This is a genomic window from Hallella bergensis DSM 17361 (assembly GCF_000160535.1).
Lineage (GTDB): Bacteria > Bacteroidota > Bacteroidia > Bacteroidales > Bacteroidaceae > Prevotella > Prevotella bergensis.
Genome location: NZ_GG704783.1, coordinates 268,312 through 293,739, shown reverse-complemented (window position 1 = coordinate 293,739; position 25,428 = coordinate 268,312). Strand labels below are relative to the sequence as shown.

The 25,428-nt window shown below is 48.8% G+C and carries 16 protein-coding genes; 12 read left to right on the top strand and 4 right to left on the bottom strand.

What is annotated here, in order from left to right:
• Positions 1–555: 555 nt before the first annotated feature.
• Positions 556–1,110 (bottom strand): sugar O-acetyltransferase, encoded by a 555-nt coding sequence (locus HMPREF0645_RS11590; protein WP_007175214.1) that lies wholly within the window; start codon positions 1,108–1,110, stop codon positions 556–558.
• A gap of 91 nt (positions 1,111–1,201) precedes the next feature.
• Between HMPREF0645_RS11590 and HMPREF0645_RS11585 the strand changes: the two genes are divergently transcribed.
• Positions 1,202–1,951, top strand: coding sequence for a nucleotidyltransferase family protein (locus HMPREF0645_RS11585; RefSeq protein ID WP_007175213.1), 750 nt, complete (start codon positions 1,202–1,204; stop codon positions 1,949–1,951).
• Between the two features lie 122 nt (positions 1,952–2,073).
• A complete protein-coding gene (gene guaA / locus HMPREF0645_RS11580) occupies positions 2,074–3,618 on the top strand; it encodes a glutamine-hydrolyzing GMP synthase (RefSeq protein WP_007175212.1) in 1,545 nt (514 codons plus the stop codon).
• A 120-nt stretch (positions 3,619–3,738) separates the two neighbouring features.
• On the opposite strand, the gene rhaM is transcribed toward guaA, so the two are convergent.
• The 3 genes from rhaM to HMPREF0645_RS11565 all read right to left on the bottom strand — a co-directional run bounded on the left by rhaM (position 3,739) and on the right by HMPREF0645_RS11565 (position 7,410).
• A complete protein-coding gene (gene rhaM, locus HMPREF0645_RS11575) occupies positions 3,739–4,059 on the bottom strand; it encodes an L-rhamnose mutarotase (RefSeq protein WP_007175211.1) in 321 nt (106 codons plus the stop codon).
• Positions 4,060–4,267: 208 nt separating this feature from the next.
• Entirely contained in the window at positions 4,268–4,864 is a 597-nt protein-coding gene (gene pnuC / locus HMPREF0645_RS11570; protein WP_044123618.1) for a nicotinamide riboside transporter PnuC, read from the bottom strand.
• Positions 4,865–5,010: 146 nt separating this feature from the next.
• Positions 5,011–7,410, bottom strand: coding sequence for a TonB-dependent receptor (locus HMPREF0645_RS11565; RefSeq protein ID WP_007175209.1), 2,400 nt, complete (start codon positions 7,408–7,410; stop codon positions 5,011–5,013).
• Between the two features lie 498 nt (positions 7,411–7,908).
• Between HMPREF0645_RS11565 and HMPREF0645_RS11560 the strand changes: the two genes are divergently transcribed.
• The 10 genes from HMPREF0645_RS11560 to HMPREF0645_RS11515 all read left to right on the top strand — a co-directional run.
• Complete coding sequence (locus HMPREF0645_RS11560) at positions 7,909–8,472, top strand: LemA family protein (RefSeq protein WP_007175207.1); 564 nt, start codon at positions 7,909–7,911, stop codon at positions 8,470–8,472.
• A 2-nt stretch (positions 8,473–8,474) separates the two neighbouring features.
• Positions 8,475–9,464, top strand: coding sequence for a M48 family metallopeptidase (locus HMPREF0645_RS11555; protein ID WP_007175206.1), 990 nt, complete (start codon positions 8,475–8,477; stop codon positions 9,462–9,464).
• Between the two features lie 1,120 nt (positions 9,465–10,584).
• Entirely contained in the window at positions 10,585–13,872 is a 3,288-nt protein-coding gene (locus HMPREF0645_RS11550; RefSeq protein ID WP_007175205.1) for a SusC/RagA family TonB-linked outer membrane protein, read from the top strand.
• A gap of 26 nt (positions 13,873–13,898) precedes the next feature.
• A complete protein-coding gene (locus tag HMPREF0645_RS11545; protein WP_007175204.1) occupies positions 13,899–15,860 on the top strand; it encodes a RagB/SusD family nutrient uptake outer membrane protein in 1,962 nt (653 codons plus the stop codon).
• A gap of 211 nt (positions 15,861–16,071) precedes the next feature.
• Positions 16,072–18,675 carry a xylan 1,4-beta-xylosidase gene (gene xyl3A, locus HMPREF0645_RS11540; RefSeq protein WP_007175203.1) on the top strand — a complete coding sequence of 868 codons (2,604 nt, stop codon included), beginning with the start codon at positions 16,072–16,074 and terminating at the stop codon, positions 18,673–18,675.
• A 34-nt stretch (positions 18,676–18,709) separates the two neighbouring features.
• Entirely contained in the window at positions 18,710–21,232 is a 2,523-nt protein-coding gene (locus HMPREF0645_RS11535; protein ID WP_007175202.1) for a glycosyl hydrolase family 8, read from the top strand.
• Positions 21,233–21,269: 37 nt separating this feature from the next.
• Positions 21,270–21,971: a hypothetical protein gene (locus tag HMPREF0645_RS11530; RefSeq protein WP_007175201.1), complete on the top strand. Its 702-nt coding sequence runs from the start codon at positions 21,270–21,272 to the stop codon at positions 21,969–21,971.
• Positions 21,972–21,974: 3 nt separating this feature from the next.
• Complete coding sequence (locus HMPREF0645_RS11525; RefSeq protein ID WP_007175200.1) at positions 21,975–23,420, top strand: family 43 glycosylhydrolase; 1,446 nt, start codon at positions 21,975–21,977, stop codon at positions 23,418–23,420.
• Between the two features lie 749 nt (positions 23,421–24,169).
• Positions 24,170–24,811, top strand: coding sequence for a DUF6088 family protein (locus HMPREF0645_RS11520; RefSeq protein WP_007175199.1), 642 nt, complete (start codon positions 24,170–24,172; stop codon positions 24,809–24,811).
• Positions 24,789–25,428, top strand: a 640-nt coding sequence (locus HMPREF0645_RS11515; RefSeq protein ID WP_007175198.1) for a nucleotidyl transferase AbiEii/AbiGii toxin family protein, incomplete at its 3' end; no start/stop codon positions are given. The genes HMPREF0645_RS11520 and HMPREF0645_RS11515, both read left to right, overlap by 23 nt.

Genomic DNA, 25,428 nt, shown 5'->3' with positions numbered 1-25,428 from the left:
TATTGACAAAAGAAAGGGAGAATAAGGATATTCACCTTATTATATATTCACTATTGGATCAGTCTCCACTTTTTTCCCCGTCAAGAGGCACAAGGTCACCAAAGATGTGTAATATTTCTGACAAAAGGTGCGCGCTGTTTCGCGTATTTCAAAACACAAACCACATGACTCAAAAAACGGGGAAAATAGCAATGTTTTCAAAACGTTGACTGTCAGCGGATTACAAAACAGAAGCTTTCTTTACAGTTTTATTCCCTGCGGTTGGATATCGATCGGCGGTGCGGTTAAGCCTTATCCGCACGACGACAAGGCTGTCGACGCGTCATCCGTGAGGCCTAAACGCGATGCCGAAAGGCTGTAATCGCAGGCAAGTTCGATTTTTCCCGTTTTCCGAGCTGGAAATAACGGCCGAAACATGGCGCTTTCTGCGCTAGATGATCCGAAAAAACAGGCCAGGAAAATGTCAACTATGTTTACAAACTGAAGAGCCTCCACATCGAAAGAACTAAAAAAGAAAAAGGATAAGAAAATCGACTATACCAAAAGGAAGATTGGTCAGCGCAACCTTTTCTTGATAACTGCCGGATTGCCAGCAGCAAGGCAATCATCGGGAATATCGCGAATGACAACAGAACCGGCCGCAATGACACAGCGCTTGCCTATCGACACGCCTGGACACACAATCACCCCTCCGCCAAGCCACGTGTCGTCGCCGATGGTAATGGGGTAAGACGTCTCCTGGGTGCCACGCCGTTCCCTGTAATCAACGGGATGCTGAGGTGTGAGCAACTGGCAGCCCGGACCAATCTTAACATCGTTGCCTATGGTCACCATGGCACCGTCGAGGATGACACAACCATAATTGAGAAAACTATTGTCTCCTATAACGATGCCATGACCGTGGTCACAATGGAACGGGGGGCACACCGCACTCGTCTCTGGTACGTTGGGTATCACCTCAAGAAGAGCCTGGCGATATCCAGGCGAGCTCATCGTCAGACTATTCAGACGAAGGCAAGCCTCCTTGGCATGAACCAAACTTGCATTGATTTCGGGGTCGGCAAAGTCGTATAGTTCCTGCGACCTCATCTTCTGGAATTCCGTTTTCATTGTTTGCAAAGATATACATTTTATGTTGGAACACAACAACAAAAAGAGACCTTTCCTTTGCTTTCTAACTTTTAATCGCTAATTTTGCATTATGAAACAAGCCATGATATTTGCAGCAGGCTTGGGCACTCGCCTGAAGCCGCTTACCGACACGATGCCTAAGGCATTGGTAAGCGTTGGCGGCGAACCTCTTCTGAAACGAGTAGTGCTTAGATTACGCGATGCCGGCTTCACTCGTATCGTGATCAATGTGCATCATTTTTCCGAGCAAATCACCGATTATCTGAGAAGCAACAACAACTTTGGCCTCGACATCCGCATCAGCGACGAGACCGATGCTTTGCTCGACACGGGGGGTGGTATTAAGAAAGCCATGCCACTGTTCGACAAGGACAGTCCGATTCTCATACATAACGTGGACATTCTCAGCAACATCGATCTTGCCAAATTCTATGAACAAGGACAAAACGCTGATGCCACTTTGCTCGTGAGCAGCCGCAAGACCAAGCGCTACCTGCTCTTCGACGAAAACTCGCTGCTATGTGGGTGGACCAATACAGAAACGGGTGAGGTGCGATCGCCCTATCCCGACATTGATGTTGCCCAGCTCCACGCTTACGCTTTCAGTGGCATCCACCTCTTCTCTCCTTATCTCTTTCCCTGCTTCGACGAGATGCCCGACAAATTTGGCATCATCGATTTCTACCTGAAATGGTGCAGCACCTACCCTTTCAAGGGTTTGGCGAAGCCCGGACTTAGGCTGATGGATGTGGGCAAACTGGGCACGCTGGAAAATGCAGATAGCTTTGCTTCGAGCTTATGTGCCGGAGATATGGTTTAGAAAACAGCTAATAAAATAACAAAATAAGAAAAAACGAGTTAGTCATCAGAACTTCAGGCCGTTCGGCATCCATCCTTTGAGAAAAACCGATCAGACTTTGGGTTCCTATTACATCTATTTCTATGCAGCAAAAAATCATCATCCTCGATTTCGGCTCGCAGACCACGCAGCTCATTGGCCGACGCGTGCGCGAGCTGGACACCTTCTGCGAGATTTTGCCCTACAACAAATTCCCCAAAGACGACCCGTCCGTAATTGGCGTTATCCTCAGCGGGAGTCCCTATTCAGTACACGACAAGGAGGCGTTCAAGCCGGATCTCAGTCAGATTATCGGCAGATATCCCGTGCTGGGTATTTGCTACGGCGCACAATACATTAGCTATTCCAACGGCGGGAAAGTGGAACAGGCCGATACGCGAGAGTATGGACGGGCCAGCCTGAAGCAGTTTGATAGCGACAACATCTTGTTCCGCGGTTTCGAACCCAACTCGCAGGTGTGGATGAGCCATGGTGACAGCATTACCGCCATACCCGATGATTACCGTGTTATCGGCTCCACGACCGATGTGAAATATGCTGCATTTGCCAGCACCACCAATCCCGTATGGTGCGTACAGTTCCACCCCGAGGTGTACCATTCCACACAGGGCTTACAGCTTCTTCGGAATTTCGTGGTGGATATCTGCGGCAGCCGACAGGAATGGAGCGCGGCTTCGTTTGTGGAGACAACAGTTGAGGAACTGAAAAAACAGCTTGGCAATGACCGCGTTATCCTCGGCCTCTCGGGCGGTGTTGACTCGTCTGTTTGCGCCGTATTGCTCAACCGTGCCATTGGTAAGAATCTCACTTGCATTTTTGTAGATCATGGCCTGCTTCGCAAAAACGAGTTCAACAAGGTAATGAATGCCTATCAAGGCTTGGGACTCAACGTCATTGGGGTAGATGCATCAAACAAGTTTTTCAAGGATCTTGAGGGCGTAAGCGACCCCGAACAAAAGCGTAAAATCATTGGACACGATTTCGTAGAAGTGTTCAATGCAGAGGCTAAGAAAATAACCAATGCCAAATGGCTGGCACAAGGCACGATCTATCCTGACCGCATTGAGAGCCTAAGTATAACCGGAATGGTTATCAAGAGTCATCACAACGTGGGTGGACTGCCCAAAGACATGCAGCTGCAACTCTGCGAACCCTTGAAATGGTTATTCAAGGACGAAGTGCGCCGCGTGGGCCATGAGTTGGAAATGCCTGAGCGTCTCATCAACCGCCACCCTTTCCCAGGGCCGGGTCTGGCCGTTCGCATACTCGGTGCTATCACCCGCGAAAAAGTGCGCGTGCTGCAAGACGCAGACGATATTTATATCAGCAAGATGCTCAGCTATACCATGGAAGATGGCTCCAGCCTTTACGACCACGTATGGCAAGCCGGTGCCATTCTGCTATCCGATATTCGTTCAGTGGGAGTGATGGGCGATGAGCGCACCTACGAGAATCCTGTGGCATTGCGTGCCGTGACCTCTATGGATGCCATGACCGCCGATTGGGCACAACTTCCATACGACTTTTTGGCCGACGTATCCAACGAAATTATCCGCAAAGTGAAAGGCGTCAACCGCGTCTGCTACGATATCTCGTCGAAACCACCTTCGACCATTGAATGGGAGTAGTCTCCACTTGACATCAGAATAGAAAAGACTTGCTTTCGTAGGGCCTACACTAACTTTCTCCAAGAGTGTAGGCCATGCTAAGTTGGGCGTCGATAGAATAGCCTCCCTCTGCGGGGCTTATTAATCCAGGTGAAAAAGTTCTTCCAGTGGGATGGAGATGGGTGAGTTGTCGGGATGCGTGTCCATGATGTCGGCCATCATGTCCCACCATTTTTGTGTTATTGGATCAACATCAGTAGTGTCTTGCGAGTTGGTGTCTTTGGAGCATTCCTGATAGGCAAAAAGCAGATTGGTTTCCTTGTCCCAAAAAATGCTGTAGTTGCTCACGCCCTGATCTTCAGTAATCATCTTCTTCAACTCCGGCCAGATAGCGGCGTGCCTCTTGGCATATTCTTTCTCGCAACCTGGCTTGAGATACATCTTGAATGCGAATCGTTTCATGTTTTAGTTTTTAGTAAGTTTACAAGGGAGAAATGCCGTTAGCCCTGCCGGAACCGAACAGCTTCCTCCGTAGCTGATATGGGACAAAGATAGCAAAAAGCAGCATATTGAACAAGCAAAATTACAAAAAGAAAGTGCCGCAAGCCCGGTTTTGCAATGTACAATCCTGACTTGCGGCACTTGAAGTGTGTTAGTCGCTGTCTGAGGCTTATTGGCCTGTCGTAGCTTCTTTCATCATCTTGCGCCAACGGATGTATCCGAAGACGGCAATGACGATGTAGAGGCCGTAGAGCGAGGCCTTGAATGGAATACCCTTGTAGAAATAGAGCACGCAGGTCATCACGTCCACAACAATCCAGATAAGCCATTGCTCCAGATATTTGCGAGCCAATGCCCAGATACCCACAAAGCTCAGAGCTGTGGTAAAGGCGTCAGCCACAGGGACGGTGGACCCAATCTGTACGAGCCAGTACCACAGTACAGCCCAGATAGCAAGTGTGCCGAGTACCCAAGGGAGGATGAGGCTCTTCTTGAAATGGGTGACGGGCAGGTCGGCACCTTGCTGTTGGTTTTTCTTCCTGCCAAACTTCCACACCCAGAAGCCGTAGATGGTCATCCCGATATAATAGAACTCCATGGCGCAGTCGGCATACAACCCTTTGTCGTAATAGAGCACGATGTCGAGCGCTTGCATCACGAAGCCTACAGCCCACAGCCAGATGGAAGCCTTGTATTCCAACAGAATATAGGCCAGCCCGAGCAGGGTGGTGATGATGTCAAGAGGATTTAATTCAAAATTCACGATATGATAATTGACAATGGATAATTGACAATGGATAATTGACAATTAACAATGGACAATTATAGTTGATAGTCTCCGCTAAGACCACGGCGTAAGCCAATTATACATTATACATTGTTCATTATACATTATCCATTATCAATTATACATCAGAATTTAATCGTCACGTTTCCCATTGCCGTAAAGCCAGCCATCGGGATGTATCCCAACTGATAATACCGGTTATTCTCGGGATATTTATCGCCTACAATAGCCGAGTAAGCCCAGGCGCTTGAGGCATAGTGACGGTCGAAGATATTGTTCAGATTAACTCCGAAAACAACTTCCTTGAGCCCCGCAAACTTCTTGGCAACGTTCCATGTGTAGTTCAGTTTCACATTCGTTTGAGAATAGCTGGGCAGTGAACGGTCTTTGTTTTCGGTGTTGTCGATATACTGACGACTCACGAAGTTGGTGTGCCATACAGCTTGGAATCCGGCATAATGGAAATTAAGGAAACCGTTGAGAATGGCCGACGGGGAGAAGGCGAGGGTCGATTGGTCGTAGTGCACGGTAGTAGGATCCTTTTTTTTCCAATTGCCGTCACGGGTTTCCACCACTTCGTCGAAGTCCTTGATCTTGTTTTCGGAGAGAGCAGCGTTGCCGGCAAGAGTAAGCCAACGCAGGGGACTCCAGTCTGCCGACAGTTCAACACCCATACGATAACTCTTATCAATGTTTACGGTGAGGTTTTCGCCAATGTCGCTTTGAGCTCCGGTCTGCACAAATTGGTCTTTGTAATCCATGTAGTAGAAGTTGGCTCCTGCATGCCAATTGCTTCCGTTGTAGTTATAACCCAGTTCAAAGTCGAGCAGATGCTCTGCCTTTGGGGCAGGATAGGAGCCGTTGTCGGTGAAATTGTTGCGTTCGGGCTCACGACCGGCATAAGCTGCAGAGGCATAGGCATGATGCCCGTTTTGATGGAAACTGATACCGGCCTTGGGATTGAAGAAGTCGTAGTTCTTGTCAATATCCATGCGCTGGTTGCTGTATGAGCCGTCCTTGTTCTCATAGAACTTATCGTTGATACCATCTGTTTTATATCTCACGTGACGATATTGCAGGTCGGCGAAGGCGTCCCAATTGCCGGTGATGTGATAAGTACCTTTCACGTAGACCGAGTAATCGTTCTTATCGGCATCCGAATCATAGTACTTCCCGTTCTTCCATGGTGCGAGAATACCGATCTTTCCTTCGTTCTGCCCCACGTTGGAGATGTAGTCGAGGTAACCAAAATGGTTACCGCGGAACTGTTGCAGGTTCACGCCGGCAATGGCATCCCAGTGGTTGTCGGTGTAGTTGGCATTGTAGACGATGCCGTAAGTGTGCTGTGTCAAACCCTTGCGGCGCACGAAGTCGGCTTTCTCGACCACTGGCTCGTATGGAGGGTCGATGATGGTGTTGGTGGGAATGAAGACTATGCCGAACTTCTTAGCCTTGTTGTTCGGGCGGAATTCCTTGTAGTAGCCGTGGCCATAGGTGTAGTGCAGGGCAGCACGGTGGCTCCAATGGATTGATGGTTTCCAAGTGGCTGAAAGGATGTTGTGGCTCTGTACAAAGTTGTCAGTAGTCTTTTCCCACAGCGTGCCGTCGTCCATTTTGTAACGGTTGATGGTCCATCCGCCCTTCCAGTCGGGGTCAAAACCTTCATACAAGATATTGTATTTGCCCAATCCGGCATTGTACATATCCTTGTAGGTCTTGATGCCGTCATAGCTGTTCATGCTGTAGTCGTTGTTTCCTGCGGTCACCCCACTCCATGCTTGGCCGGTGTGTTCATAGTTGCCAACAGACTTGAAGCTCAGCGTCAAGTTGTCATCAAGCCATGTCAGGCCACCATAGTAGGAGCCCGAGTTCCCGCTGGTACCATGGAGATAACCGTCTGTGCCCGTGTGGTGGTAGGCAGCGTCGATAATCCAGTGGTTGCCCAGCAGACCGGTGGAGAACTTGGCACCTGCATTGTATGTGTTGTACGATCCGTACGATCCGGTTACTTCCAGACTCGGAGTCTCGCTGGGCGCTGCCATAGCGAGCGATATGGAACCACCAAACGCACCGTCGCCGTTGGTCGACGTGCCGATGCCTCGCTGTACCTGAACCGAGCCTAAGAGTGCGGCGTATGAGTTCATATTGGCCCAGAACACCGTCTGGTCCTCGGGCGAGTTGAGCGCCACACCGTCGAGCGTCACGTTGATACGGCTTCCTGCCGCACCGCGGATGCGCATATAGGTGGTTCCTGTGGCCAGACCGTTCTCGCTCCAAGCCAGGATGCCAGGGGTCTGTGCCAAGAGGAAGGGCAGTTCCTGCCCGGTCTTCGAAAAGTCGCTGAGTTGTTTCTTGTTGATGTTTGCCACTGCAAACGGGGCGTTACGCTGTGCGCGGACACCCTTGACGATTACCTCTTGCAGTTCGGCCAATTTGATTGAGTCGTTGTCCTGCTGTGCTGCATGAGTAGGCACGGCGCCAACCACGGCGAGTGCCAGTGAAGAAGTCCATAGTAATTTCTTCATGGATACGTTATGTTTAAAAAAAAATATGAGGGGGAGTTATCCTACCTACGCCGGCATTATCCGGATCAGGTTCATGGGTATGTTCTCAGCCGCCCAACTGGGCTGGCACCCCTTAGACAGCATTCTGCCATCCAGGTGCAAAGTTAGGGAATAAATATGTAATCACCGAAGGAATGAGAGAAAAAAGTTGTCTGTTCCCGCAGACAACCGTGCGTTTGAGCAGGATATACGGAGACTGAAAATCAAAATGAAAACTTCTGTACCTTCCATGAATCTCATACCATTGCGGAAGTCGTCGGGAAAACACTACTAATCTTCTTTACATATTTCTCAAACTGGCTTTCCAAAATCATTTCAATATCATTATCATTGATTAAATGCGCTTTTAAACGGACTTATAATCCTGCAATTTAACATTAAATAGCTATTCAACATAGCTGTACTTCCATATTTTTTATTACATTTGTACAAATTATCAACCATTAAATATTAAGAAATATGGGAACAGGATTAATTATAGTTATCATCGTTGCAGTCATTGCTCTGGGGGGCATTGGTATTTATAATAATTTGGTTCGCCTGCGCAACAACCGTGAGAATGCCTTTGCCAACATCGACGTGCAGCTCAAGCAGCGCGCCGATCTTGTGCCACAGCTTGTCTCTACTGTAAAAGGCTACGCCACACACGAACGCGAGGTATTGCAGCGCGTGACCGAGGCTCGTGCAATGGCTCTTGGAGCAAACACCATCAACGAAAAAATGAAGGCCGACAACATGCTTACTCAGGCACTGGCCGGACTCAAGGTGTCGCTGGAAGCCTACCCCGACCTAAAAGCAAACCAGAACTTCATGAACCTGCAGACCGAAATCTCGGACATAGAGAACAAACTGGCTGCGGTGCGTCGCTATTTCAATACAGCCACGCGTGAACTGAACAATGCCGTGCAGTCGTTTCCCTCGAACATCTTTGCCAACATCTTCGGTTTTAAGAAGGAGCCCATGTACGAAATCGATCCTACGCAGCGCGCCGAAATAGAGAAAGCACCCGATATTAAGTTCTGACGATGAAATACGTAGGCATCCAATCTCAGATACGCCGCAACAATATCATGAGCATGATATTGTTAATCATGTTTCCCGTCATCATATTGGGCATGGTATGGGTGTTCCTGGCCCTGCTCAATTATTTCGGGGGAGGGTATTATGATCAATATGGCAACCTGGTTCACGAACTCGATGCCGAGGCCGTGAACTATTACTTCCTGACCACCATCCCCTGGGTGATAGGGGGTGTAGGCATTTGGTTTGCCATAGCCTATTTCTCCAACGTCTCGATGATCAGACGTGCCACGGGAGCGCGGCCATTGGAACGGCGCGAAAACCCACGTATATATAATATTGTGGAAAACCTCTGCATGGCCTGTAACATGCCCATGCCGAAAATCAATGTCGTGGACGACCCGCAGCTCAATGCCTTTGCCAGCGGTATCAACTCAAAAAGCTACACCGTAACCCTGACAACCGGAATCATGAACCGGCTCAACGACGATGAGCTTTCAGGTGTCGTGGCTCACGAACTTACACATATCCGCAACAAGGACACGCGACTCTTGGTGGTTAGTATCATCTTTGTGGGCATCATCTCCACCGTAATGTCACTCGTGCTCAGAATGTTGTATTACACGATGTGGTCCGGCGGGAACTCGCGCAAGGGCAACGGATTGTCTGCCATCGTCGTGCTAATCATAGGGTTGGTGTGCTGCGCCATTGCCTACGTCTTCACACTTGTCACACGCTTTGCCATCTCCCGCAAACGCGAATACATGGCCGATGCCGGCGGTGCGGAAATCTGCGGCAATCCCTTGGCTTTAGCCAATGCCCTGCGGAAAATCTCATCCGACCCCGGTCTCGACAATGTCAAGCAACCAGATGTAGCCCAGATATTCATCATTCGTCCCGATCAGATCACCAGCGGCATCATGGGATTTATGAATTCCTTGTTCTCCACACACCCTGATACAGCCAAGCGAATTGCCATTCTCGAGCAGTTCTAAATCCTCAACATAAAAACCATTATACCATACGGCCGCGCCAACAGCGCGGCCGTATGGTAATTTCAGATTCCTTCTGTAGTCATCAATCTTCACTGCCGCTTCCTATTTTTCAAACAAGCGTTCACCAGAAATTATCAGAATACTCGTGTGGTATCACACAGAAGATAAGAAATGGTTTTGAAGTCTCAAATCAGTTTGTATCTACTCAGCAATAATATTTTGTTTCCTTTTGTTCTATTTGAGGACTACAAACAGCAACATGGATAACGCAAGAACAACAAGACGTTCGTTCGCATCAAGATCGAAAGGGTATGTCCACGCACGTTGTGCTTATCTTGACAAGTTTGCCTTCATCTCGGATTTCAGTCATGCGTCATTATGAAAGGTTAAACATGTTTACAAAATGACTTCAAGTTTTCGCTGATTTGAAAATAAGTTTTACTTCATTCGAAATACGAAAAATAGGCGCGGTTTCGCAAACACCTGACTGTCAGTTATTTTAGAAAAGCAGTCCATTTCCTTCCTATTTTCCCACCTGCGATTGAGTATCGAACGGCATGACGGGAAAGCCTCAATCGCCGTACGACTAAGGCTCTTCCACGTAGCCACAAAGCCCTAATCGCCCGATGAGAAGGTTCCAATCGCAACAAACTTACGCATTTTGGAAATACCTGGCTCGGCTAAGCCGAAAAAAGATGGCGCTTTTCTCTCTGGATGACTCGAAAATTATGCTCCAAAAATGGTAATTATATTTTACCATTTTTGAAAGTGCATACGCTTAATTTAATGTCCGTAGCATACGCTTTCATAGGTATAAAGGCACGAAAATGTTTCATATTGCAAGAATACAACCTTGTTTCCAATTTTTTGAGGGATACTTTACAGGAAATAAAAGATAGGGTAAAAGGAGTTTTTACTACCGTTGAATAGTTGCAACAGTTTTTGCGACTCATAAATGTTCCCAAATCGTATGTTATTGTTTCATCTCATTAAAAATATAGGGTTTGCGTTACACCTTGTTTCATTTTGTTATATTTTTGCATCGATGCCAAAAGTGCCTATCAAGACATTTTGACTAAATACCTTAACGATTATCAAAAACTTTTAACTTATTCTTTTCATGATGAATCTAAACTTAATTGAAAAAACATTAGCACTACTTTTCCTGCTCTGTTTACTCCCATTGGGAATTTCGGCTCAGAGCATTGTCAGTGGTTTAGTAAACGACGAAACTGGTGAACCTATTATAGGTGCAACCATCCGTGTGGTTGGAACCAGTGATGGCACTGTGACCGACCTGAACGGACGTTTCGAGGTGAAAGCAAAGCCCACCGCACAACTTAGTGTGTCTTATGTAGGATATATTACAGAAAACATCAACGTCGGTGGTAGGAAGGATCTTGTCGTTACACTCAAGACTGACTCAAAGACACTGAGCGATGTTGTTGTCGTAGGCTATGGAACCATGAAGAAAAGCGACATTTCCGGCTCAGTAGCTACCGTGGATCGCGATGCGGTAATGAAACGTATACCCGCCAACATTGGACAAGCTCTGCAGGGCTCGGCAGCCGGAGTGATGGTTACTCAACAAGACGGATCGCCCGATGGCAATTCGGCAATTCGTATACGTGGTGTGGGAACCATCAACGGCGATGCTTCTCCTCTTTATGTAGTAGACGGCGTACAAGTGGGTAACAATGCTAATTTTGTAAACCCATCGGACATCGAAAGCATCGAAATACTGAAAGATGCCTCGGCGACTGCCATCTATGGTTCAGCCGGTGCCAATGGTGTGGTTATGATCACAACCAAGCGTGGAGGAGCAGGCAAGGCCATTGTTACCTTCACTGCCGACTACGGATTGCAAACTCTGCCTGCCAAGCTTGACGTATTGGATATTGACGGTTATACCGAGGCTCTTCGCGAGGCAAAGAAAACCAATGATGGTGATGGTATAGGCAATGCCGTATGGGATCCTAAGTTCGACGGAAAGCGCAACTACATCGACTGGCAAAAGGAGATGACCCGCGCAGCTCTACGCCAGCAATATGGAACATCCATCACGGGAGGTTCGGAGAAAACAGACTACAACCTCTCATTTGGATATCTGGATGTAAAGGGTATGGTAGTTAATACCAGCTACAAGCGCTTCACTTCCCACGCTAATATCAACACCAAAGTAAACAGTTTTTTGGAGATTGGTGGAGACATTAACTATACACACAGCGAAAGTCACGGTTCTAATGGTACGGTTGGTAACAACGGAAACCTATCGTCCATACGTGACTTCGCCACAATGACCCCTACGCTTGACTATGTTAACAACAACGACCTGGCCAAAGGCGAACTAATCAATGTGAACCTTCAGAACCCAGACGGCACCTACGGTGTAGGTTATCAGTTGACTCCTGATGGATGGGAGGGTAACTCAGCCATGGCCAGCAACGTATATGCCATGCAAATGGAGAATGGCGAGCGTGGCCGTAACGGTTTCGACCGTATCCAGACCACAGCCTATGTCGACCTATCATTCCTGAACACCAAGCAACACAAGCTGAACCTTAGGAGTCAAGGTACTTATACATACGCTGCCAACAACGGCTCAGACTACACCGGTGGACGCAAGCGCTATAACCTGATTGGCGGCAAAATGACGGAAGTGACCTTAAGAGACGACCAAGCCTTTGCTTTCTCACTGAATAACAGCCATAACTATACCCTTGGCCTTCAGACTTATCTGACGTATACCCTTAACTACAATATCCATAACCTGACATTGATGATCGGCAATGAAGTCAGCAAATCATGGGGTCAGTGGGTGAACGCAGCTGCCCGAAAGTTCCCATCGGAGTTCAACCGCAGCCTGTCTCTTACCGAAGATCCCAACTCAAAGAATGCCAATGGGGGTTACAATGCAGACACACGTATGGTTTCATACTTCGCGCGCGCATCTTATGTTTTACTCGACCGCTACATCCTGACAGGTACGGTTCGTAAGGATGGCTCATCAAACTTCGGTACTGGCAACCGCTGGGGCACCTTCCCCTCCTTGGCAGGAGCATGGCGCATCAGCGAGGAACCTTTCATGAGAGATGTGAAATTTGTTGATAACTTCAAGTTTCGTGTGGGTTGGGGCCAAACAGGAAATGCAGGCAACATGGCTGGCAAAGCTATTGTGGCTCTGAGCGGCGATGCTGCTTATGCCTTCTATGGTCCCAATGGCATTTCTGGATATTGGGGTAATCGCAATCGTGAGACAGGATGGTATGCTCCGTTGGTAGATCCTAACTTGAAATGGGAAACTACTGAAATGACTAACTTTGGAATTGATTTCGCATTCCTGAACAACTGGGATATCACGCTTGACTATTTTATTAAGGACACCAAGGACTTGCTACTCTCCCGTCAGATACGTTCTTCTGCAGGTTACACACAAATCTATACCAACTATGGTGAAATAGAAAATAAGGGATTCGAATTTGCCGTGGGATACCATAAGCAGGTGAACAGGGACTTCGGTTTTAACGTCCGTGTAACAGGCTCTACTTTGAAAAATAAGGTGAAGAAGATGGGTGAACCGCTCTACAACACCTGTTCGGAGAATGGTGCAGGCACATTGGATGGTTCCAACGTGCAGGCTGTGTTAGGAACCGACGGGGTGTGGACCAATCACTCTATCTGCAAGGAAGGTGAAGCTGTGGGGTCTTTCTTTGGATTTTTAACAGACGGTATTATCAAGGATGAAGCAGACCTGAACGAGTATCAAAACAGAATCAGTGACAACATTTCAAAGAGTGACGCCAACCACCCACTGAGTGTTGGTGACATGAAGTTCAAGGATCTCAATGGCGACAATATCATCGACCAAAAAGACATGACGATTATTGGCAATGGCTTTCCCAAGTTAAATTACGGTATCAACGTTGGAGCCAACTACAAGAACTGGGATCTTAATCTCTATATGTATGGCGTGCTGGGACAGGATATCCTGTCATACTCAGCCATGCGTCTGAGTAATATGGCACTGTTCGATGAGCAGTGGACACCCAATATCCTGAAAGACGCCTATAAGAATGCATGGCGTAACGGACAAGGCTCTCTACCACGATTAACTTTCAATGACGCAAACCGAAACGGTCGAGTAAGCGACCTCTGGGTGAAGAACGGAGATTTTCTCCGCATCAGCAACCTTCAGGTCGGGTATACACTGCCACAGCAACTGACAAACAAACTTTACATCCAGAAGGCACGTGTATACATGGGTGTTCAGAATCTGCTTACCATCTCCGCATATAGTAAGTACGGAGATCCTGAGGTTGGTCAAGGCTCTGTACTCTACACTGGTCTCGACACCGGACGCTATCCCATGCCACGTACTTTTATGGCAGGTGTCAACGTAACCTTTTAAAACAATGATGCTGAAAATATAGAAACATGAAAACTACTATAATGAAAAACAAATATATACATATCACTGCCGTTGTTTGCGGTGTTCTAATCGGTATGACTTCTTGCAATGACAATAAGTTTCTTGAAGTAGACCAATATAATATCATCGGAAAAGATGCCATGTTCGCCAATGATGCCAATGCAAAGAAAGGATTGAATGGCGTTTACGACATGTTGTTCCCTAACGATTCGTATGGCCCAGACTGGGGGTTCAAACCCAACTTGTTCACGGGCTGCCATCCCACGATAGATACACAAGCCACTCTTGATGATAAGGACTGGAATACGCAAAATTGGAATCAATCTGACGGCAACTTGCTCAATGGTTGGAAACATGTCTATGCTGGTATCTGCCGTGCAAACGACTATCTGGCTGGATTGGAAAAGGCAGAGGCAGTAAGTTCTGGTGCTAAAAAATCATTAGAAGGTGAAGGGCGAGCACTGCGCGCCTTCTTCTTCCACTGGCTAGCCACCACCTTTGGCCGTGTGCCCATGCTGTCCACAGGAGAAAACTATATCAACACACCATATAAGGCACGGGCAGAAACATACGTGGAGATGTGGGACTTCATCATCGATGATTTCAGAGCAGCCGCCGACTTGTTAGACTGGCAACCCATGGATGGTCAATACGGTCGTGCCACCAAGGGAATGGCACTAACCTATCTTGGTGATGCCTACATGTGGAAGGCCTATCGACTCACCAATGGAGCCAATGGACAAAAGCAAGATGAAGCCGAAGCCAAGAAGTGCTATCAGGAAGCAGAAAAATGCTTTGCTGAAGTTCTGAAGAATGGTCCATATAAGCTAAATGACTCATTTACCACGTTATGGGATCCAGCTTCAGCTTGGGGGCCTGAGGCCATATGGGTGGAGCAACTTGACGAGGGTAACAACTGGGGTAAGTGGGATAACCTCACCTCTAAGCTGATGCTGAAATGGTTCACTGCATGTCCTGAAAACGGAGGATGGGGGTCGCTTTATCTTTCCTGGGAGTGGTGGTCCAGTTTCGAAAGAGGAGATAAGCGTCGTGAAGGATCTGCCTGCACGGGAGCTGTTCCACAGATTGATCCCAATAATGAAAAATACGACCCACAGTATAAGGATTGGTACGTAGCATCTGTATATGGTAGGAATCCATACTTACAGGAAGTGTTGGGCAAAGGCAACCCTGGCACTAAGACCAAACAATTTCACTTCACCAATGGACAGTTCGCACCGGCTATCTGGAGCACGAAATTCTGGCGTACTGCCTCAGCTGACTACAAGGCTTGGGGTGACGGACACTGGAGTCCAACACCAATTTACTGGAAACGCTTGCCTAACGTCATGCTCGACTATGCAGAATGTCGTTTCCGTCTGTATGGCGGTGATGACGCAGAGGCTTGGAAACAGATAGACCTTCTCCGAGAGCGAGCTTTCGGACTCCGCGAAAATGGGAAGGAGAAAGCCTTGACAGAGAAGTATCTTCCTTATTACAATCAGTTTGCAGAATGGACAGAGCGCACTCACAATCCCAATAGTGATAACGAAAACGATAGAATTTTTCAGAAAACACGTAGTGAGTACCCTATCCCATTTGGTAGTTATCCAGGCATCAACATAGCTCCCGACGCTAAGGCTTTCTACACAGCCTTTAAGACAAAACAAGGCTTGAAGTCTCCTTTGTGGAAGGTGGCTGTTAATACTGAACGTCGCAAGGAATTCAACTGCGAATGGAGTTTGCGACCTGACATGCAGAAGTCTGGTTTCATGGAGGATCACGTAGAACATGATTATCCTATGCGTGAGACTCCCAATGACAAGATGGCTGACACTCCATGGACTAACCGTAACTATAAATACAACGATTTAAAAATGGACATGCCCATACCACATGACGAGATCCTGAAGAATCCATTGTGTGATCAAAACGCAGCATATACAAAGCATGAAACAAACAAGTAGAAAAAACTGATAAGCCATTTCCGCTCTATATACAGCTGAGTAATGTCAAATGTTAAAAGGTGGTGTTTCTCACGAGACACCACCTCTTTTTATTGTATTGGGCACAAATCATAAGGTTTTTGACACATGTGTTAAGGCCGATCTTGTCAGGAAATACTAACTTTGCAGTAAGACCAAGAACAATCGCACCTCATAACTTAATGGAATAACTATGAATAGAAAAGCGACATTTGTATCCCTGCTGATGGCTGTATTGCCATTCTGCAACATGCCGGCGCAACAGTTGCCTTACCAAAATCCCGCACTCTCGGCTCATGAGCGGGCTGTCGACTTGTGTGGCAGACTTACTCTGGAGGAGAAGGCATCGTTGATGCTTGATGACTCGCCTGCCATACCTCGGTTGGGTATCAAGCGCTTCCAGTGGTGGAGCGAGGCCTTGCACGGCGTGGCCAACATGGGCGATGTAACAGTGTTCCCGCAACCCATCGGCATGGCAGCCTCGTTCAATGACAACTTGGTATATCAGGTATTCAATGCCACCTCCGACGAGATGCGGGCTAAATGGAACGAACTGCAGGCAAGTGGTAAAGAGGTTACTCGTTTCCACGGCCTATCGGTGTGGACACCTAATGTGAACATCTTTCGTGACCCGCGTTGGGGGCGTGGACAGGAAACCTACGGCGAGGATCCGTATCTGACATCGCGCATGGGATGTGCTGTGGTGCGTGGCTTGCAAGGACCGGAGACCGCAAAATACCGTAAACTATGGGCTTGCGCCAAGCACTATGCCATCCATAGCGGACCGGAATGGGCTCGCCATACTGATAATGTCACCGATGTTTCTCCACGCGATCTTTGGGAAACATATATGCCAGCCTTCAAATCGCTGGTACAAGATGCCAACGTGAGGGAGGTGATGTGCGCCTACCAGCGATGGGACGACGACCCCTGCTGCGGCAACAACCGGCTGCTACAACGCATTCTGCGTGATGAATGGGGGTTCAAGTATTTAGTAGTCTCCGACTGTGGTGCCGTCAGCGATTTCTGGACAAGCCACAAATCATCGAGCAATGCCCGCAACGCTGCCACCAAGGCGGTGCTTGCCGGCACCGACGTGGAGTGTGGCTACAACTATGTCTACAAATCTATTCCGGAGGCTGTGAAGTATGGCGCAATGACAGAAGCCGAGATGGACGAGCATGTCGTTCGTTTGTTGGAAGGCCGGTTCGACCTGGGTGAGATGGACGACAACAGCATCGTGCCGTGGTCTTCCATCCCCTCCTCGGCACTGTGCAGCAAGAAGCACCGTCAGCTGTCGCTCGACATGTCGCTCCAAACCATGACGTTGCTCCAGAACAGCAACGACGTATTGCCGTTGAATAAAAAAGAAAAGAAGATAGCCGTCATCGGTCCTAACGTCGACAACGAACCGATGATGTGGGGCAATTATAACGGCACGCCGCGAAGCACTGTCACTATATTGGACGGCATCAAGAGCCGTTTGCGGAAGAACCAGCTCGTCACTTTCAGAGGCTGCGACTTAGTCAACGACCAGACGCTCAATTCTTATTACGACCAATGCAGCATAGACGGCAAGGTTGGGTTCAGGGGAACTTTCTGGAACAACCGCAACTACGAGGGTACGCCCGTCACCGTGACGCAGGAGAAGCGCCCCGTGCAGGTAACTACCTATGGGCAGTATGCCTTCGCACCAAACGTGAAGTTGGTGGGATTCTCGGCCAAATACGAAACCGTGTTCCGCCCGAAACAGACTGATAAGGTGTTGCTCGACGTGGCCGGCTGCGGCCATTACGAGGTGTATCTCGACGGTGAGAAAAAGGCCGAGCACTCCACTTGGCGCACCACGCAGTCGCGTATTGAGTTCGAGGGAGTGAAGGGCAAGGAGTATAAGATAGAAATACGCTATCACGAGATGCCCAATTATAATGCCGACATCAAGTTTAATATTGGCCACGAAACCCCTATCGACTATACATCGGCTATCAAGCAGCTGAAAGATTGTGAAACAGTGGTGTTTGTAGGCGGTATTTCTCCACAGCTTGAAGGCGAGGAGATGCCCATCAATGTGGACGGTTTCAAGGGTGGCGACCGCACGGACATAGAGCTGCCTAAGGTGCAGCGAGAGTTCCTGAAAGCCTTGAAGCAAGCTGGCAAGAGCGTTGTCTTTGTCTGCTGTTCAGGTTCGGCCATCGCTCTCACACCGGAAACTAAGACCTGCGACGCCATTCTTCAGGCTTGGTATCCGGGACAGGAGGGTGGCGAGGCCGTGGCACGCGTACTCTTCGGCGAGTACAATCCGTCAGGAAAGCTGCCCATTACGTTCTATAAGAACACTGAACAACTGCCCGACTTCAAGGATTACAGCATGAAAAACCGAACCTACCGATATATGAACGATGCCCTCTTCCCATTTGGCTATGGGTTGAGCTATACCGATTTCAGCATTGGCGATGCCACGCTGTCGGGCAAAACACTGACACCGGGTGCCACAATCACCATGAAAGTGCCGGTTAAGAATATCGGCAAACGAGACGGCACCGAGGTGATACAGATATATGTGAAAGACCCAACCGACAGCGAGGGACCACTCAAGTCGTTGAAAGGCTTCCAGCGAGTGCCCGTGAAGGCTGGTCAAACGGCCGAAGCTACCATTACGCTTGACAGCAGGACCTTTGAGCTTTTCGATGCCGGCAGTAACACTGTCCGCGCCAAGGCGGGCAATTACGAAGTGTATTACGGTAGCAGTTCCGCCGATAAAGACCTGAAAAAGGTGAATGTGACTCTCGAAAACTAAAACCTATCAACCAACACAAAAATCTGTTATTCATATGAAAGCGATGATATGCGCCGTGATGGCGGCACTATCCAGTGCCGCCATGGCACAGAATCCGATTATCAGCGGTCAGTTTACCGCAGACCCGACAGCACGCGTATTTAATGGCAAAGTGTATGTTTATCCTTCGCACGACATCCCAAGTCCGATAGAGAAGCTCAAGGATTGGTTTTGCATGGCCGACTATCACGTGTTTTCCTCAAGCAACCTTACAGATTGGGAAGACCACGGCGTCATCGTCTCGCAAGACCGGGTGCCCTGGGTTCAGGACGGCAGCTACACCATGTGGGCTCCCGATTGTGTACACAAGGACGGCAAATATTATTTTTATTTCCCGGCGACACCCAAGGGAGTTGAGAAAGGATTTGGCGTGGGCGTAGCCGTTGCCGACCGTCCCGAAGGACCTTTCACACCGATGTGGCGACCTATCGCGGGCATCAACGGCATCGACCCCTGCGTGCTCATCGACCATGACGGGCAGGCCTACATCTACTGGGCAGGCAACGGACTGCGAATGGCTAAGCTGAAACCCAACATGACGGAACTCGACTCCGAGCCGAAACTCATAGAGGGACTGCCGGAGGGCTTCAAGGAAGGGCCGTTTGCCTTTGAGCGCAACGGCAAGTATTATCTTACCTTCCCATGGGTGAGAGAGAAGAACGGAACCGAAACCCTGGCCTATGCCATGGCCGACCGCGCAACGGGTCCCTTCACTTTCAAGGGCATTATTATGGACGAGTCGCCTACAAAATGCTGGACCAACCACCATTCCATCGTGGAATATCAGGGACAATGGTATCTGTTCTACCACCACAACGACTACTCGCCCAAGTTCGACAAGAACCGCTCCGTGCGTATCGACTCCTTGAACTTCAATGCCGACGGCACGATACAAAAGGTTATCCCAACCCTGAGGGGCGTGGGCATCACAAAAGCGCGCACCCGCATTCAGATAGACCGATACTCATCTCTGCAAGGCAAGGGCATTCAGGTGGAATACCTTGATACCAAGGATTACTTCAAAGGATGGAAGACTGTCTTCGCCCGCTCCAAGACCTCACTGACGTATAACACGGTGGACTTTGGGCAGGAGAGGGTAGAACAAATCACCGTTCGTGCCAAGTCGTCCAAGGGTGGCACGTTGGTAGTGCGAGCCGACGGCGCACAAGGTCGGGTCATGGCCAAGGTCAGGATTCCGAAAAGCAATCAATGGATCAACGTCAGCACCGCAGTAGCAGATGCGCCTTTGGGCATACACAACCTCCACGTGTCCCTCCAAAAGGGAGCCGACGTGCAGGTAGACTGGCTCGGTTTCGATGCCTTGCCATGGGAGAAAGGAGCCTTTGAGACCGGGCGATACCGCAACCTCTTCGTGGAGATGGGATATAAGGCCGAGGATGTGAATCGAAAGCTCAACAAGATATTCCACGATGTGTTCTATGGCAAGAACAAAGTATACTTCGAGGTGGGCGACTCCATGGGCTATGTCAGCGACATCAAGAACCGCGATGTGCGCACGGAGGGCATGTCGTATGGCATGATGGCCGCCGTACAGTTTAACAAGAAGGATATATTCGACCGCCTCTGGCGCTGGGGTAAGAAATACATGCAGCATCAGGACGGCTCCTACAAGGGCTATTTTGCATGGAGCTGCAAAACCGACGGCACACGCAACTCCCAGGGAGCGGCCTCCGACGGCGAGCTCTATTTCGTCACCTCGCTCATCTTTGCGTCCAACCGCTGGGGCAACGACACGGGCATCGACTATCTGAAGGAGGCACAAAACATTCTCGACTGTAGCATGCAGAAGGTGGGAATGGATCAGATGGCACCCCTCATCAACCTCGAACACCAACTCATTAACTTCACGCCCAGCAGGCACGGCAACACGTTTACCGACCCCTCTTATCACCTGCCGGCCTTCTACGAGGTGTGGGCCAAATGGGCCAACGACGGGCGTTCGGAGTTCTGGAAGGAGTGTGCCCGGAAGAGTCGCGAGTTCCTGCACACGTGCATCAACGAGCGCACTGGCCTGAACCCCGACTACTGCAATTTTGACGGAAGCCTCATGAAGACGGGAAATATCATCGGCGATGCCTTCCGCTACGACTCGTGGCGCGTGCCGATGAACATCGCGCTCGACTATTCGTGGGCATGCAAGGACAAGGAGTGGCAACAGCAGTATGCCAACACCTTCCAGAACTTCCTGTATAGTCAGGGCATCGATACCTTCGTGGACCAATACAACGTGGACGGCACGACCGTGACCGACACCCTGCGCGCCGGCAATGCGCCCAAGGCACTGCGCCATTCGATAGGCCTGATAGGCACGTCGGCCGCGGCATCGCTGGTCAGCACACACGTCAAGGGCAGGGAGTTTGTGCACAAGTTCTGGAATGCCCGCCACGAACCCGATGCAGAAGGCTTCTTCGATGCCTACTACGACGGCCTGCTGAGGCTCTTCGCCTTCATGCACCTGAGTGGCAACTATCGGATCATCGAGCCGCGCAACCAATAGTCTCCTATATATCAAAAACAAGCAACACAGACTAAGAATGAACAGATTGACAAAAATCATCATGGGGATAGCGTGCTGCACCATGCTTGTTGGGCAGGTCGCCGCACAGGCTCAGGACAGGAAGCTGCCCGAAGCTCTCAACCCCTACTTCACCCCCGTTTCCCAACAGGACAGCAGTCCCGACGAGGATGGTTTCATCAGGCGCTGGCTACTACTTGAACCTATCCCCATGCCTATCAAGTCGAATGTGGTGTTTACAGACAGCTATTTGAAAGAGAAGTTCAACACCTCCTATTTTCCCAGTCCGGCGGCAGTACTACCCAAGGCCGGTACCACCGTCAGGGTAGGCAGGAACAAACTGAAATGGCATGCCTTAGACAGCAAGCTCTTCAACGTGAAGCTCTTCCGGTTTGCCACCTCTTTCAACAAGCCGAAGTATGGTGTGATGTTCTGGGCGGTTACCGTCATCGACAGTCCCGAGGAGATGCACGACGTGCGCTTGGCAGTTGGCTCGAACAGCGCCTCGATGTGGTGGCTCAACGGCGAAGAGGCCGTCATGCTCCAGGGCGACCGACGCATGGTGAAAGACGACGTGGTCTCCAAAAAATTCGTCCTGAACAAGGGGCGCAACATCTTGCATGGTGCCGTAATCAACGGACCGGGCATGAGCGATTTCTGCATCAGGCTAATCGACGGACAGGGCAATCCCATCCGAAACATATCTATCAACGTGAAATAAGTCATGAAACATACAATCTATGCAGCTGTTCTGTGTGCCATGCTGACGTTCTCGACCCGGATGGCACAAGCCCAGGTGGGCGAGCCTTTCATACACGACCCCTCGACTATAGCAGAGTGTGACGGCAAGTATTACACCTTTGGCACAGGCGAAGGCGGTCTTTGGTCGACCGACGGCTGGACGTGGCACGGCGGCGCGGTGCGACCCGGACGTGGTGCGGCACCCGACGTACTCAAAATAGGCGACCGCTATCTGGTGGCCTACAGTGCCACAGGAGGCGGACTGGGCGGCACTCATCGGGGTGACGTGCTGACCATGTGGAACAAAACACTCGACCCCGAATCTCCCGATTTCCAGTTCACCGAGGCCGTGGTTGTCGCATCGTCCATGGACGACGAGGACTGCGATGCCATCGATGCGGGTCTCCTGCTCGACCCTACAACGGGCAGACTGTGGCTGAGCTACGGCACCTACTTCGGGTTTATCCGGCTGGTGGAGCTCGACCCTGCGACCGGCAGGCGCATGGAGGGCAACGTCCCCGTCAACATTGCCATCGACTGCGAGGCCACCGACCTGATATACCGCAATGGCTGGTATTATCTCCTTGGCACGCATGGCACGTGCTGCGACGGCCCCAACTCCACCTATAACATTGTGGTGGGACGATCGCGCCAGGTGACCGGGCCATACGTGGACAACATCGGCCGACAGATGTTGCAGGGAGGTGGCAAAATGGTCATTGCGGCCAACAACCTCAAGACCGGTCCCGGCCATTTCGGCAGGTTCGTTGTCGAAGGCGGGGTCGAGAAAATGTCGTTCCATTACGAGTCAGATTTCAGGCAGGGAGGACGGAGCGTACTGGCCATCCGCCCGCTGCTGTGGAGGGACGACTGGCCTGTGGCGGGCGATGAATTTCACGAGGGCACCTATGAGATAGAGTCGGTGCGTAGGGGTTATGCCCTGGAGATTGCGGTCGACTTTGTGAGAATGCAGCGCGACATCGAACCGTTTTGGGTTAAGCCCACCAAGCCATTGGGGCAAATCGGGCCCCAGACCTTAGAGGAGGTGGAGTCGACGTGGCCCAAGGGTGAGGTAAGCGTGAGAATGAGTGACTACATGTTTCGTCCGCATCAGAAATGGACTATTACGCCCGCGGGTAAGGGTGGCTATCTGGGCGGACCTTATTATAAGATATGCATCGAGGGCACCACGCGTTGCCTCACGGCCACGGCAGGGCACGACGTCGTTGCCAAACCCGAATTTACCGGCGAGGATGCCCAGCTCTGGCGCATCGACCAGCTGACCGACGGCACCTACCGCATCATGCCCAAGAAGGTGCCCGGCACCAACGAACCCTTGGTGTTGGTTTCGCTCGGCGACAGCACGCCGGTACTGGCTCCATTCGATTTCGGGAGCGACAACTCCAAATGGAATTTTACCAAGAATTAAATCGCGGCTTCCATAAATAGATGTTTCTTAGGGTGTTTATGTTTCCATGAGCAAGCCGTTTTGCCTTGAAAACGGTTAAGGAAAGTGTTGCCATTTAATAAAAGTTAAAATAAAGGATACTCAAAAGGATACGCGTTTAGCGTCAAATTTGAGAAAATAATCTCTTTTTTTTAACTGATATATAGTTCTGTGTGGAGTGCGGAATGTGCGTCAATGCAAGTATTTAAAGGGCTTCCGCTACTGTGATCCGCATGGGGCATCAAGTGATCCGTTTGGGGTCGCAAATATCAAAATAATGGTATTATTGCAATGTGCTCACAATGAATGTGTTATCCTTAATTTTGCAGGCAAGTGAATATTGCCTAAAGAGTTGGTAACACACCAGTAACACATTTGACTCGGTAGTAACACATTTTTGACCCCAACATCCCTTGTTTTCTAATTTAACAAACATTAGAAGTATATGCTGACAATTATTCAAAGAACTCGTCACCCGGCTATTATTAAAAAGCAAGGAGACTCTAAAGAGAATTGGAAGGTCAATTAAAACTATTTTAAATTGTTGTTAGTGACTCATACAACCTCTAAATAACATTGCAAAGATAGCATTTTTCCCACAAACAAACAAGGTTTATTCTTCCTTTTTATTCTAATTGAAAGAAAAATTCGTTTATTCAAATAAAATCCTCCAGATAATTTGGTACTTTGAATTATACTCGGTATTTTTGCAAAAATAACCGACTTAATGTATGTTAATAAACAAAGAAGAGAAGAAGGTTGTTGATATTCTTAGGAACTGTATTGAAAAAGCAAACACCGGTACTCTGTTTTTTAATAATAGTTTCCCAGAATACGACGATGAGTATGTGGGCAAGATTTTATCAGATTTTGTCCGACAGGATTTGTTGTTAAGATTATCTCGTGGCATATACCTTAAAGCGAAGAAAACTAAATTTGGTATAGTTTATCCAACTACCGAAGAGATAGCCCATGCAATTGCAGAGAGAGACAATGCTGAAATTCTCCCTACTGGTAGTACAGCGTTGAATATGCTTGGATTATCCGAACAAGTTACCATGACCCCTGTTTTTCTCACCAGTGGGTCTGCAAGAAAAATCAAGTGTGGCAATAAAACCATCACGTTCAAAAGAGGAGTGCCCAAGAATTTCGCATTGAAGGGAAAGGTCACACGTCTGTTAGTACAAGCCATGAAAGCTATCGGTGAACGAAACTATAATGGCGAGTGGGAAAGTGCAATCAATGTGATATTGAGTAAATATCCAGAGGACGATACCATGTCGGAAGACTTAAAAGTCATGCCTGCATGGATAAGAAGAAAAATAATAAACATCCTAAACAATAAGAATCATGAGCAGTTGGCAGAATCATAGCATTGATGAGAGGATCTCAATGATACAATCAGTCGCACAAGATCATAATATCGAAGATAATGCGATAGAGAAGGATTGGTGGGTGACAGTAGTCCTCAAAGCTTTGTTCAATACATCTTGTGGGAAATGGCTTCTTTTCAAGGGGGGAACTTCATTGAGTAAAGGATGGAATCTCATCAATCGATTCAGTGAAGATATAGACATTTCCATTGGCAGGAACTTCTTTGGGGACGTCCTTAACTTGCCATTTGCAAAGTGCGAGAACAACAATCAGGTAAAGAAGTTAAGAAAAGCGTCGCGAGATTATATTCATGGGACACTTTCAGCAGAACTGGATGTGGAACTTCAGAAAATGGGAATTGAAGGATATACTGTAAAGAATGAAACGATGGCGGGGGAACCTCCCAAGCCTATAGATCATGACAGTGACCCAACGGTAATATTCGTCAATTATGAAAGTATCTTCCCGTCCAGCATGAGACTTATTGATGCGAGGATTAAAATAGAAATCAGTTGTCTATCTATGTCTGAGCCTAATGAGAAATGCGACATTCGCTCTCTTGTCTTTGATAAGTTCCCTGAAGAGGATGATGAAATGACAGCATCTATCAAGACTG